Genomic DNA, 13,872 nt, shown 5'->3' on the forward strand with positions numbered 1-13,872 from the left:
AAAAAAATCTGCCAAATCTGCGAGAGAATAAATAAATCAGCGCAAACCCGTTCAATCAGTTCAATCAGTGGCCAGCCAAAAAACATAAATTCAAAAACAAACCAAAATGAATCTGAAAATTAAATCTTTATACGCTCTTAGTATAAGCTTTATGTTGACAGCACAAAGCGGATTTTCGCAATCTGCCAAAACAAAAGCATCTCTGCCTGAAATCAAAGTATCTAAAAATCAGCATTATTTTGTTACCGAAAACGAAAAACCATTTTTCTGGTTAGGCGACACGGGCTGGCTGGCATTCGGAAAATTGGACAGAGCAGGAATTGACAAATATTTTAAAGACAGAAAAGACAAAGGATTCAATGTTGTTCAAGTAATGGTTTTACACAACATCAACGCCGTTAACGTTTACGGCGATGCTGCTTTAATCAACGAAGACGTTTCAAAACCGTTGATTACAGCAGGAAATGATTTCAAAGATGCGAAGCAATACGATTACTGGGATCACGTAGATTACACTTTAGACGTGGCCCAGAAAAACGGAATTTACGTTGCTATGGTTCCAGTTTGGGGAACCAACGTTTCAAAAGGAAATAAAGTAAGCAAAGAACAGGCAACTGAATATGCTAAGTTCTTAGCTAATAGATATAAAAATAGAACCAATGTAATTTGGTTAAACGGTGGTGACACACATGGAAATGAATTTCAGGATATCTGGAATGCCATCGGAAATACTTTAAAAACCAATAATCCAAACCAGTTAGTGACTTTTCACCCGTTTGGAAGAACCGATTCTTCAGAGAATTTCCACAACGAAAAATGGTTAGATTTCAACATGTTCCAATCAGGACACAGAAGATACGATCAGGATTCAGTAAAAACGAATTTCAAAGAAGACAATTATAAATTCGTTCTAAGAGATTTCGAATTAAAACCAACAAAACCAACACTTGACGGTGAACCATCTTACGAAGGAATTCCACACGGTTTGCACGATACGCTTCAACCAAAATGGACAGCAAGCGATGTTCGCCGTTACGGATATTGGTCGGTTTTATCAGGCGCAGCAGGTTACACATATGGGCACAACGCCGTAATGCAAATGTTCAGAAAAGGCGATAAACCAGCTTACGGAAACAAAGAATTATGGACATCGGCGATCAATGCGCAAGGAGCAAAAGAAATGGTTTACATTAAGAAATTAATGGAACGATATAGTTCTCCAGATCGTATTCCAGATCAAAGTTTAATTGCTAATCAAGGTGAAAAATACGACTATCTAGCGGCAATAAGAGGAGTGAATTTTGCTCTAATTTATACCTATAACGGGAGAAAAATTTCTATCAATATGGGAAAAGTTTTAGGAGATAATGTTTATGCTTCATGGTACAACCCAAGAGATGGACAACGTAAAGAAATTGGAACATTTGAAAATAAGGGAGTAAAAGATTTTCAACCCAGCGGAAAAAAAGAAGATGGAAATGATTGGGTTTTAATTTTAGAATCAGAGGAATAAGATTCTCAACAGCTAAGCACAATCTTGTCATTTCGACGTAAGGAGAATCTTCGCAAGAAACTCTACAAAGTTGCTCAAGCATGTCGAGCTACTAACGAGGATTTCTCCTTACGTCGAAATGCCAAAAATGAGAGTAAAGAATCAGTGCTAATCATTTTAATCAGTGGCAAAAAAAAAATCTGCACAATCTGCAAGATCTGCGTGAAACCAAAAAACACAACTATGAAAAACATACTAATAATACTCTGCTTCATAACCGGATTAAACACTGCTTTCGCAAACGACGGCTGGTTAAACATCCTAAACGAAGGCGGAAACAACAAAGGAATAAAATGTACTCAAGCCATTCAGAACGCCATTGAAAAAGCATCTAAAAACGGCGGAGGTACTATCTTTTTTCCTGCGGGAGAATACTTGACAGGAGCTTTAACATTAAAAAGCAACATCACGATTCACTTAGATTCTGGAGCGCTTTTAAAGTTTTCAGAGAACTTTGATGATTTTCTGCCTTACGTAGAAATGCGTTACGAAGGAATTGTAATGAAAAGTTTCCAGCCCTTATTTTATGCAAAAGACGTAGAAAATATCACCATCACAGGAAGAGGAGTAATCGACGGACAAGGAAAAGCGTGGTGGAATGAGGTGTACCGAATCGAAACAGCTAAAGAACCGCTTCCTCCAACCAAATATCAAACCATGTGGGAAGAGCAAAATAAAGGTCTTTACACAGAACCTTACTACAAGAGAACGGTTGACAAGAAATTTTTCAGACCTTCTTTCTTTCAGGCTTATAATTGCAAAAATATTTTAATTGAAGGTGTAACTTTTAAAAACTCACCTTTTTGGACAATCAACCCGGAATTCTGTGATAATGTAACGGTTAACGGAATTTCAATTTTTAATCCGCATTCGCCAAATACAGACGGAATCAATCCTTCTTCTTGCACCAATGTTCACATTTCAAACTGTCATATCAGCGTTGGAGATGATTGTATTACGATTAAATCAGGAAGAGACGGCGACGGACGTAAATACGGAAAAGCAACAGAAAATGTAACCATCACAAATTGTACGATGTTAAGCGGTCACGGCGGAGTGGTTATCGGTAGCGAAATGTCGGGCGGAATCAAAAAAATAACGATATCCAACTGTGTTTTTGACGGAACAGACAGAGGAATCCGTATCAAATCGGCTCGCGGAAGAGGCGGTGTTGTAGAAGATATTCGTGTCGATAATATCGTCATGAAAAATATCAAAGAAGAAGCCATTGTATTAAGCCTTTTTTACGATAAAGGAACTCAGGTTGAGCCAGTAACCGAGAAAACACCACTTTTCAGAAATATCCACATGAGTAATATTACAGCTTCAAACGTAAACAAAGCTGGACAGATTTTGGGAATTACAGAAATGCCAATTCAAAACATCACTTTCTCGAATATCAATATGGACGGAAAAGAAGGTTTTACGGTAAGTACAGCCACAGACGTTGAATTTCACGATGTAAAAGTAAATGCAACAGTAGGTTCTTCTTTCAAAATTTCAGATTCAAAAAATATAATTTTAGACAACGTTGGATCTTCAACAGCCATAAAAGGAGTTCCCGTTATCAAATTAGATAATGTTTCAAATGTGCTGATCAACAATAATTTTCCATTCAATCCAACCGATATTTTTATCGAGGCCGATGGAAAAGACACTAAAAACATTTTCTTAAAAAATAATGTGTTCAACAATGTAACAACAGCTGTTAAAAAGGGAAAAGATTTAGATAAAAAAGCAATTACAGAATAATTCCACGTTCCTGCAAGGTTTCCAAAACCTTGTAGGTATTTAATAATTATTTTTAGAAGCAGAAACAATAGGCATTTTTGGAAGCATCGTCCCGCTTTCCGTTACAATCTTTTGTATCTCGTTAAAGAAACGAGACACAAAAGGATTTCCACTGCAATCGGGGCTAAAGAGAAAGATTAGGCTTTTTTGCAATCAGTAGAATTCTGAATTAAACATAAAATATACCTACAAGGTTTTGGAAACCTTGCAGGAAAGAAAAACAAAGCATGAAAAAAATATTCATCATAGTAATCCTTTCACTTTTTGCCATAACTTATGGACAGAAAAAGAAAGATTTATATCTTTTTACGTCATTTAGAGAACCCGCAACAGGAGGTTTATATTTGGCGTACAGTGAAGACGGTTACAACTGGAAAGGATTAGAAGGATCATTTTTAAAGCCAGAAATCGGAGCTAGTAAAATCATGCGTGATCCGTCCATCACAAAAGGAGCAGATGGAACGTATCACATGGTTTGGACAACCGACTGGAAAGGCGGAAACGGTTTTGGTTACGCCAGTTCAAAAGACCTGATTCATTGGTCAGAACAACAATATATCCCGGTAATGAAAAACGAACCAGAAGTGGTAAATGTTTGGGCTCCGGAAATTTTTTATGATGATGTAAAAAAAGAATACATTATTATTTGGGCATCGACAATTCCGTTTAGATATCCAAAAGGAGTGGAAGAAGAGAAAAACAACCACAGAATGTATTATGTAACGACTAAGGATTTCAAAACTTTTTCAGATACAAAATTATATTACGATCCAGGTTTCAGTGTAATTGATTGTGTGATCGTCAAAAAAAGCAAAAAAGATTACGTTTTAGTTTTAAAAGACAATACAAGACCGATGCGAAACATAAAAGTAGCTTTCGGAAAATCGCCTTTAGGGCCATTTGAAAAACCTTCAAAGCCTTTAACCGAATATTTATCTGAAGGTCCAACGGTAGTTAAAGTTGGTAAAAACTGGTTGTTATATTATGACAATTACGGTTCAAAAAATTATAAAGCGTTAAGTACAACAGATTTTGTTCATTTTGAAGATGTTTCATCAAAAATAACTCTTCCTGAAGGACACAAGCACGGAACGATTACAACAATCTCTGCGGACGTTTTAAAAGGATTAATTGATAGAAAATAAATTATATAGCCACAGATTACACGGATTAAAAGGATTTTTTTTAAGATCTGAGAATTAAAAATATAAATCTGCATAATCTGCTAAATCTGCGAGAGTAAATTCTTCCCGGAGATTTAGCAGATCAAGCAGATAAAAAATAATCTTTTTTAATCTGTGTAATCTGTGGCAAAAAAATAAATAAAATGATTGCTTTCCAAAACATAAAAACCAACATCATCACAGCCACAATCCTTTTGGCTAGCACGGCTGTAAATGCGCAGAACGACACAGTGCGTTATGTTGGAAAAACACTTTCAAACATCGATTATCATCACGGACAGTTAAGTCCAGCGGTTGGGGTTCACGCTACGCAAATTATGCGTGCAAGTCGTGAACACCCTGAAAAAGCAGATGGATTTGGATGGACATACAACCACCAGCCGATGATGGCGTATTGGAATAATACCTTTTATCTGCATTATTTAAGCGATCCTTCGGGCGAACATATTCCGCCAAGTCAAACTTTATTAATGACTTCTAAAGACGGTGTAACGTGGACTAAACCAGAAGTGATTTTCCCAATTTATAGAATTCCTGACGGATGGAAGAAAGAAGGAGTTGAAGGCGTTGCCAAAAATCTGGATGCAATTATGCACCAGAGAATGGGGTTTTATACGTCTAAAGACAACCGACTTTTTGCATTAGCGTATTACGGAATCGCAATGGATGAAAAAGACGATCCAAACGATGGAAAAGGAATTGGACGTGTAATTCGTGAAATCAAGAAAGACGGAAGTTTCGGCGAAATCTATTTCATTAGATACAACAAAACGTGGGATAAATCGAAATCGAAATTCCCATTTTATACCGCATCAAAAGATAAAGGTTTGAAAAAAGCCTGCGAAGAAATTTTATTAGAACCTTTGGTTTTACAGCAATGGGTGGAAGAAGCCGATCGTGATGATGAATTGATTCCGTTACAGAAACCGTACAAAGCGTTTAGTTATTACCATTTGCCAAACGGAAATGTCGTTGGTTTATGGAAACATGCTTTAACATCCATCAGTAGAGACGGCGGAAAATCTTGGGATTATATGCCATTGCGTGCGCCAGGATTTGTAAACAGCAATGCTAAAATCTGGGGACAAAAAACGTCAGACAATCGTTATGCAACGTTTTATAATCCATCAGAATACCGTTGGCCATTGGCAATTTCTACAAGTGACGACGGTTTAAATTATAAAGATTTATTGTTGGTGCACGGAGAAGTAAGTCCGATGCGTTATGGTGGAAATTACAAATCGGCAGGTCCTCAATACGTTCGCGGAATTACAGAAAAGAACGGAACTCCGCCAGACGGAAAAATCTGGGTGGGTTATAGTATGAATAAAGAGGATATTTGGGTGGCATCGATTCCCGTTCCTGTTACTTCGGTAGTAACCGAAAATGTAAATGACGTTTTCAATAATCTTCCAGACGGACAAGAATTAAAATTATGGAATACGTACGACCTTTCTTGGGCATCAACAAAAATCGAAAAGAAAGCTGATGGTAAGAAATGGCTGACTTTAAGAGATCAGGATTATTTTGACTATTCACGTGCTGAAAGAGTTATTCCTTTTGCATCAAAAATGGAAGCCGTTTTCACAGTAAAACCGGAGCAAAACGATCATGGTTTATTACAGATTGAATTCCAAAATAAACAAGGTCTGCCTTCTGTAAGATTGGTTTTTGACAGCGACGGACAATTAAAAGTAAAAATGGGAGCACGTTTTAATACCATTGCCAAATATGAAGCGAATAAAACGTATAAAGTTGCGGTAAAATTAGATGCTAAAAATCGTTCGTACACTGTGAAAGTAAACGACGAAAAAGAATCAACAAAGATATTTTATGCGCCAACAGATGGTTTTGAGCGAATCATGTTCCGCACAGGAGAGCAAAGACATACGCCAAATCCAGACACCGAGCCAGATACAGACGATTACGACGACCTGCCTCAAACTGGAAAATTAATCCCAGAAGCAGTATTTAATATCGAATCGTTGATTACGAAGAAGTTGTAGAGTAGAATAACCGTAATCTTGTCATCCTGACGAAGGAAGGATCACACAAGTAGCTCGACAATGATTGTCGATTAACTTTGAGGAGTTTCTAGTGTGATCCTTCCTTCGTCAGGATGACAAAAAATGAGAATAAGGATTCTATATCCAAACAAATAATAATGAAGAATTTCAAAAACATATTATTAGGACTTAGCTTTTTAATCACGTTCATTTCAAATGGACAAATTCTGCCTGTACATTTAACTACAGAAATGGCTGAAAACCCATTAGCAGTTGTCGAGAATCAGCCGAGATTGAGCTGGCAATTGATTTCAAAAGAATCTGATGCATCACAAATCGCTTACATTATTTTGGTGGCTTCGTCAGAAGAAAAACTAAATAATGATGATGGAGATATCTGGAATACGGGAAGAGTAAATACAGATAAGAACCTGCATATTGTTTATAACGGAAAACCTTTAAAAAGCGAAACCAAATACTTCTGGAAAGTTAAAGTATGGAATCAGGAAGGAAAAATTTCAAAATGGAGTAAAACGGCTACTTTCAGAACAGCTCCGTTAGAATCAGATTTAAATCCTACTTGGATTGGTGCCATTACCAAAGCCGATAGCCATTTGCCTGAAGGAAGAAATTACCACACAGCCACTTTCAACAGAGAAAAAAAGAATTCGTTTATCAATGCTTCCGATTCGTTGGCAAGAAGAAGTATAATGCTTCGCAAACCTTTCGAAATAGAAAAAGCAGTCAAAGAAGCCGTTGTTTATATTTCAGGTTTAGGACATTATGAATTGACTATCAACGGGAAAAAAGTGGGTAACAGCCAATTCGCACCTTTATGGACAGATTATGATAAAACGGTTAATTATAATGTTTACGAACTAAGTGCAAAAGAATTTGAAAAAGGAGATAATGTAATTGGAGTTTTGTTAGGAAACGGAATGTACAATACATTGGCCGAAAGATATACCAAATTCTTTGTAAGTTTTGGCCCGCCGACTTTATTTTTTAAAATGAAAATAAAGTATAATGATGGTTCAGAAGAAATTATAAAGTCAGATGGATCTTGGAAATACAGCAAAAGTCCGATTACTTATAATAGTATTTTTGGAGGAGAAGATTACAATTCCAATTTAGAGCAAAAAGGCTGGAATCGTAAAGGTTTCAAAGATAGAGATTGGAAAAAAGTCGTGATTCAGGAAGCACCAAAAGGTGTTTTAAGACCACAGACTGCACCGCCAGTTACGATTCAGAAACAATACGAAGTGAAAACCGTAAAAGAGCTGAAACCAAATTTCTATGTTTTTGATATGGGGCAGAATCTTTCAGGATTTCCAACAATCAAAGTAAAAGGAAAAATAGGACAAACGATTCGTGTTTGGGTTGCTGAAGGATTAAATGAAGAAGGCACAATAGCGCAGGGAAGATCTGGAAAACCATACTATTACGATTACACTTTAAAAGGCGATGGAGTTGAAGAATGGACACCAAAATTTAGTTTCTACGGTTATCAATATGTTCAGATTGAAAACATTAATTATAAAGAAGATAAGAATAAAGAGTTTCCAACTTTGGTCGATTTAAAATCGAATTTCATTTACAATTCGGCAGGAGAAGCAGGAAGTTTTTCATGTTCAAATGAGATTTTCAATAAAACACACGAATTGATCAACAACTCTATAAAAAGCAATTTCCAAAGCGTTTTTACCGATTGTCCGCAACGTGAAAAATTAGGCTGGCTGGAAGAAATTCAGTTAAATGGTCCCGGTTTGATGTTCAATTATAATCTTCAAACTTTCCTTCCAGCAACGATGCAGAATATTTCTGATTCACAAAGAGAAAATGGTTTAATTCCGACAATTGTTCCTGAATATGTAATTTTTGGAGGTGATTTTACCGATTCTCCAGAATGGGGTGTTACAGGCGTAATACTGCCTTGGATGTATTATGAATATTATGGAGACGCTTCATTGTTGGAGAAGTATTTTCCTGTAATGAAAAATTACGTCGATTATTTAGGAACAAAAGCAACAAACCATATCGTTTCGCACGGATTAGGCGATTGGTACGATTACGGAACGCATCCGGCAGGATATTCTAAAAATAGTCCGATTGCGCTTTCTGCGACTTCACATTACTATTATGGAGCTTATTTAGTGACAAAAGCATCAAAATTATTGGGGAAAACCGAAGATTTTGAGAAATATAATGCTTTGGCTTCTGAGATTAAAACGGCTTTCAATGCGGCATTTTTTAATGAAGAAACCAAACAGTACGGAACAAGTAGTCAGTTTAGCAATGCTGTTCCGATTTTTATGGATATCGTAGAACCACAATATAAAGAGGCAGTAATGCAAAATTTACTAGCTGATATCAAAGAAAAAGGAGATCGTTTGACGACGGGAGATGTTGGAAATCGTTACTTATTTCAGACTTTGGCAAGAAATGGCGAAAACGAAACCATGTACAGAATGCACAATCATTATGATGCACCGGGTTATGGTTTTCAGATTAAATTTGGCTTGACCACTTTAACCGAACAATGGGATCCGAGAAAAGGAAATTCGTGGAATCATTTTATGTTAGGACAAATTGAAGAATGGTTTTACCAAAGCTTGGCAGGAATAATGTCCGATCCTGAAAAACCTGGATTCAAACATTTCTTTATTCAGCCAGAAGTGGTTGGCGATATGACTTTCGCGAAAGCGGACTATCAATCGGTTTACGGAAAAATTGCTTCTTCTTGGGAAAAGAAAGACGGCAAATTTATTTTGACAGTTCAGATTCCGGTGAATACAACTGCGACAATAAAATTGCCGGTTGCTAAAAATTCAGAAATAAAAATGGATGGTAAAAGATTTAAGTCAGGTTTTGATGAAAAAGCCCAAAAGCCTGTTTTGGAATTAGGATCAGGAATTTATACAATAGAATGCACAATATAATGGGACACGGATGAAACGGATTCGCTATCGCGAAGACGCGGATTTATACGGATTTTTTTGTTCTATTTCAAGATGTAAAATTGAATTGCCTCCAGTTTTAACTGGAGGTTTAAGAAAACAAGACAAGCCGCAGGGCTTTAGCCAAACGACTAAGTTCGGCTAAAGCCAATGTAGAAATCAATAATATTTTCCTCCAGCTAAAGCAGGAGGCAATTAAAAAAAATAAAAAAAACCGCTTTAATCCGCGTCTTTACGAAGTAAATCCGTGTCATCAGCGTTCAATTTTAAGTTAGTTTAACACAACGAAACAATGAAAATTAAAAACATATATATAACAATTTTATTTTTTGCTTTGACATTTGCCAATGCACAAAGTACTTCTGATACTAATTTTAGAAAACCGGTATCAGAAACATTGAAAAAAATAGAAACTCTTTTTAATGTCACAATCAACGATGACAGAGGTTTATTAAAAGGAAAAGAACTGGATTACGCTGATTGGAGAATTGAACCTGGAAATCTGCCACTTTCACTGACCAATATTTTGGCACCGTTTGAATTGATGTATTTCAAACAACCCGATGGAACCTACATCATACGCAAGTATGAAAACCATAAAGTTTCGGTAGATAAAGGAAAAGAGCGTTTGTTTTACTTAGAAAGCCTTTATTCAACCAAAGAAGAATGGGAGAAACGCAAAACGGAGTTAAAAGCTTGTATGATTGCATCATTTGGATTAGAAAAGGCGCCCCCCACGCCAAAGTCTAAGCCACTTTTAACTCCAAAGAGAATTTACAAAGATTACAGTGTCGAAAATATTGCTTTAGAGATCCTGCCGGGAGTTTATGCCACAGGATCGATTTACAAACCGTATCCGTTAAATAAAAAAGCAGCTGTTATTTTAACTCCTGACGGACATTTTGGCGACGGAAGATATAGAAAAGACGAGCAGTACCGTTGTGCGATGATGGCAAAAATGGGCGCAATTGTGGTAGGTTACGATTTATTTGCTTGGGGAGAATCGTTACTACAGTTTCCAGAAGAAACACACAGAAATAGCATTGCATCGACGGTTCAGGTTTTAACTGGAATTCGTTTATTGGATTATTTAGCAACGGTAAAAAATGCTGATATGTCAAGAGTTGGGGTTACAGGTGGTTCTGGTGGAGGATCGCACACGATGTTTTTATCGGCGATAGATGATCGAGTGAAAGTTTCAGCTCCGGTTGTGATGGTTTCATCTCACTTTTCAGGCGGTTGCCCATGCGAAAGCGGACGCGGAATTCATCTTTGCGGAAACGGAACAAACAATGCTGAAATCTCTGCAATGATGGCTCCAAAACCGCAATTGGTTGTTTCTGACGGAAAAGACTGGACATTGGCAGTTCCAGAACTGGAATTTCCTTTTATCCAAAGAACGTATGAATTATATGGAAAGAAGGATTTAGTCGAAAATGCTCATTTTGCAAAAGAAGGACACGATTTCGGAATCTCGAAACGTATGGCTTTGTATCCGTTTATGGCAAAATATTTAAATTTAGATTTGAATAAAGTGAAGAATGATAAAGGCGAAATCGACGAATCGACTTGTGTAATTGAACCAAAAGAAAAGTTGTTTGTCTTTGGAGATAAAGGTGAAAAATTGCCAAAAAATGCTTTAAAAGACATCAACAAATTATATGAAATGTTCGGAGAAAAAAATCTGAAAGTTTACGAAGTTAAAAAGTGATAGCCACGAATTCACGAATTTATTTTTTATAAACGATACGCAATTTTTACTTTAAAATTAATCGGATTAACTTTTTCGATAAAATTAGAGAAATAAAGCGCAAAGAATAGTTAGAGTAAATTCGTGAATTCGTGGCAAAAAAAATATACTATGAAATTAAAAAGTAAAATTACGGCGATTTGTCTTGGGATTTTTTCGCTTACAGCAACAGCACAAAGTGACCTAAAATTATGGTACGATAAACCTGCGTCTATCTGGAACGAAGCATTACCTTTAGGAAACGGACGTTTGGGGGCAATGGTCTTTGGCGATCCTGCAGTTGAACGTTTACAATTAAATGAAGAAACTATTTGGGCGGGTTCTCCAAACAGCAATGCACATTCCAAATCGATAAAAGCATTACCAATTGTTCGTCAGTTAATTTTTGACGGAAAATTTGATGAAGCGCAGGATTTGGCGACACAGGATATTATGTCGCAAACCAACGATGGAATGCCGTATCAGACTTTTGGGAGCGTTTATATTTCGTTTGCCGGACATCAAAAATATACGGATTATTATCGTGATTTAGATATCAGCAATGCTACGGCGAAAGTAAAATACAAAGTAAATGGCGTTGAATTTACTAGAGAAATTCTAACCGCATTTTCAGATCAGGTTATTGTAGTAAAACTTACTGCGAGTCAGCCGGGACAGATTACGTGTAATGTTTTCATGAACAGCCCAATTGATAAAACGGTTGCTTCGACAGAAGGAAACCAGATTATACTTTCGGGAGTTGGAACTAACTTTGAAGGCGTAAAAGGAAAAGTAAAATTTCAAGGCCGATTATCGGCTAAAAATAAAGGCGGTCAAATCGATGCCAGCAATGGCGTTTTAAGTATCAACAAAGCCGATGAAGTGACTTTATACATTTCGATTGCAACCAATTTCAAAAACTATCAAGATATTTCTGGTGACGAAATTGCGAAAAGCAAAGATTATTTAACGAAAGCAGAAGCCAAAGATTTTGAAACGATTAAGAAAGCCCATGTTGATTATTACCAAAAGTTCTTCAAGAGAGTTGCTTTAGATTTAGGTTCAAATGATTTAGTTAAAAAGCCAACAAACGAAAGAATTAGAGATTTCTCTAAACAGTTCGATCCGCAATTGGCTTCGTTGTATTTCCAGTTTGGACGTTATCTTTTAATTTCAAGTTCACAGCCAGGCGGACAGCCAGCCAATTTACAAGGAATCTGGAATGATATGGTGACTCCGCCTTGGGACAGTAAATACACCACAAACATCAATGCCGAAATGAATTATTGGCCGGCACAAGTAACAAATTTGCAGGAAATGCACGAACCTTTTGTGCAAATGGCAAAAGAGTTGGCGGTAACTGGTGCAGAAACGGCTAAAACGATGTACAATGCTAGCGGTTGGGTTTTGCATCATAACACCGATATTTGGCGAGTTACCGCTCCGGTAGATTCAGCAGCATCAGGAATGTGGCCGACTGGTGGCGCTTGGGTTTGTCAGGATTTATGGGAAAGATATTTATATACTGGAGATAAAAAGTATTTGGAAGAAATTTATCCGATTATGAAAGGTGCGGCTGATTTCTTTCTTGACTTTATGGTTATCGATCCAAACACAAAATATTTAGTGGTTGTTCCGTCAAGTTCGCCTGAAAACATACACGCGGGCGGAACAGGAAAAACAACAATTGCATCGGGAACAACAATGGATAATCAGTTGGTTTTTGATTTGTTTACGCATGTTATTGAAGCTTCGGCTTTGGTTTCTCCAGATGCTGCTTATGTGAAAAAAGTAAGTGATACTTTGGCAAAAATGCCTCCAATGAAAGTGGGTAAACACAGTCAGTTGCAGGAATGGCAGGACGATTGGGACAATCCAAAAGACAATCACAGACACGTTTCGCATTTGTACGGATTGTATCCGAGTAATCAGATTTCAGCAATTAAAACACCTGAATTATTTGAAGCCGCAAAACAATCTTTGATTTATAGAACAGATGAATCTACAGGCTGGTCAATGGGATGGAAAGTGAATTTGTGGGCAAGATTATTAGACGGAAATCATGCGTATAAATTGATTCAGGATCAATTGCATTTGGTAACTGCGGATCAAAGAAAAGGCGGCGGAACGTATCCGAATATGTTGGATGCTCATCAGCCTTTTCAAATTGATGGAAACTTTGGCTGTACAGCCGGCTTTGCCGAAATGCTGATGCAGAGTCAAGAAGATGCGATTCATTTACTGCCTGCTTTACCAACTATCTGGAAAGACGGAAGCATAAAAGGTTTAGTTGCCAGAGGCGGATTTGTTATTGATATGACTTGGAAAAATAATAAGGTTTCGGAGTTGAAAATCTATTCGAAAATTGGAGGAAACTGTCGATTGAAAGTAGAGAATACTTTAAAAGGTTCTTCGCTTAAAAAAGCAAAAGGAAAAAATCCGAATCCGTTGTTTTATGATGTGGAAGTGAAGAAACCGATTATTTCTAAAGAAGCAAAATTGCCTAAAGTGCAATTGCCAACTTATAATATTTACGATGTAAAGATGAAAGCAGGGCAGACTTATACTTTTTCGGGGAATTAATATTTTAAATAAAGTATAAGTCTAGTTTGTCATTCCGAGGAACGAGGAATCACACTAGAAACTCCGCACA

7 protein-coding genes are annotated in these 13,872 nt (G+C 36.9%); all 7 read left to right on the top strand.

Features of this window, described 5'->3' with window-relative positions; translation table 11 throughout:
* The first annotated feature begins 106 nt into the window (after positions 1–106).
* The 7 genes from LUU93_RS17265 to LUU93_RS17295 all read left to right on the top strand — a co-directional run bounded on the left by LUU93_RS17265 (position 107) and on the right by LUU93_RS17295 (position 13,802).
* Positions 107–1,513 carry a glycoside hydrolase family 140 protein gene (locus LUU93_RS17265; protein ID WP_232682414.1) on the top strand — a complete coding sequence of 469 codons (1,407 nt, stop codon included), beginning with the start codon at positions 107–109 and terminating at the stop codon, positions 1,511–1,513.
* 222 nt (positions 1,514–1,735) lie between these two features.
* Positions 1,736–3,304, top strand: coding sequence for a glycoside hydrolase family 28 protein (locus tag LUU93_RS17270; protein ID WP_232682415.1), 1,569 nt, complete (start codon positions 1,736–1,738; stop codon positions 3,302–3,304).
* Between the two features lie 266 nt (positions 3,305–3,570).
* Positions 3,571–4,488 carry a glycoside hydrolase family 43 protein gene (locus tag LUU93_RS17275; RefSeq protein ID WP_232682416.1) on the top strand — a complete coding sequence of 306 codons (918 nt, stop codon included), beginning with the start codon at positions 3,571–3,573 and terminating at the stop codon, positions 4,486–4,488.
* 182 nt (positions 4,489–4,670) lie between these two features.
* Entirely contained in the window at positions 4,671–6,533 is a 1,863-nt protein-coding gene (locus LUU93_RS17280; RefSeq protein ID WP_232682417.1) for a sialidase/neuraminidase family protein, read from the top strand.
* A 158-nt stretch (positions 6,534–6,691) separates the two neighbouring features.
* Positions 6,692–9,472: a glycoside hydrolase family 78 protein gene (locus LUU93_RS17285; protein ID WP_232682418.1), complete on the top strand. Its 2,781-nt coding sequence runs from the start codon at positions 6,692–6,694 to the stop codon at positions 9,470–9,472.
* Between the two features lie 310 nt (positions 9,473–9,782).
* Positions 9,783–11,201: an acetylxylan esterase gene (locus LUU93_RS17290; RefSeq protein WP_232682419.1), complete on the top strand. Its 1,419-nt coding sequence runs from the start codon at positions 9,783–9,785 to the stop codon at positions 11,199–11,201.
* Between the two features lie 150 nt (positions 11,202–11,351).
* Positions 11,352–13,802 carry a glycoside hydrolase family 95 protein gene (locus LUU93_RS17295; RefSeq protein ID WP_232682420.1) on the top strand — a complete coding sequence of 817 codons (2,451 nt, stop codon included), beginning with the start codon at positions 11,352–11,354 and terminating at the stop codon, positions 13,800–13,802.
* The last annotated feature ends 70 nt before the right edge of the window (positions 13,803–13,872 follow it).

It is taken from the genome of Flavobacterium soyae (assembly GCF_021245985.1).
Taxonomy (GTDB): Bacteria; Bacteroidota; Bacteroidia; order Flavobacteriales; family Flavobacteriaceae; genus Flavobacterium; species Flavobacterium soyae.

What these genes read in the sequence shown, in the direction of transcription:
- LUU93_RS17270 (WP_232682415.1), top strand. Translation starts at nt 1,736, where the DNA reads ATGAAAAACATACTAATAATACTCTGCTTCATAACCGGATTAAACACT.
- LUU93_RS17290 (WP_232682419.1), top strand. Translation starts at nt 9,783, where the DNA reads ATGAAAATTAAAAACATATATATAACAATTTTATTTTTTGCTTTGACA.
- LUU93_RS17280 (WP_232682417.1), top strand. Translation starts at nt 4,671, where the DNA reads ATGATTGCTTTCCAAAACATAAAAACCAACATCATCACAGCCACAATC.
- LUU93_RS17295 (WP_232682420.1), top strand. Translation starts at nt 11,352, where the DNA reads ATGAAATTAAAAAGTAAAATTACGGCGATTTGTCTTGGGATTTTTTCG.
- LUU93_RS17275 (WP_232682416.1), top strand. Translation starts at nt 3,571, where the DNA reads ATGAAAAAAATATTCATCATAGTAATCCTTTCACTTTTTGCCATAACT.
- LUU93_RS17265 (WP_232682414.1), top strand. Translation starts at nt 107, where the DNA reads ATGAATCTGAAAATTAAATCTTTATACGCTCTTAGTATAAGCTTTATG.
- LUU93_RS17285 (WP_232682418.1), top strand. Translation starts at nt 6,692, where the DNA reads ATGAAGAATTTCAAAAACATATTATTAGGACTTAGCTTTTTAATCACG.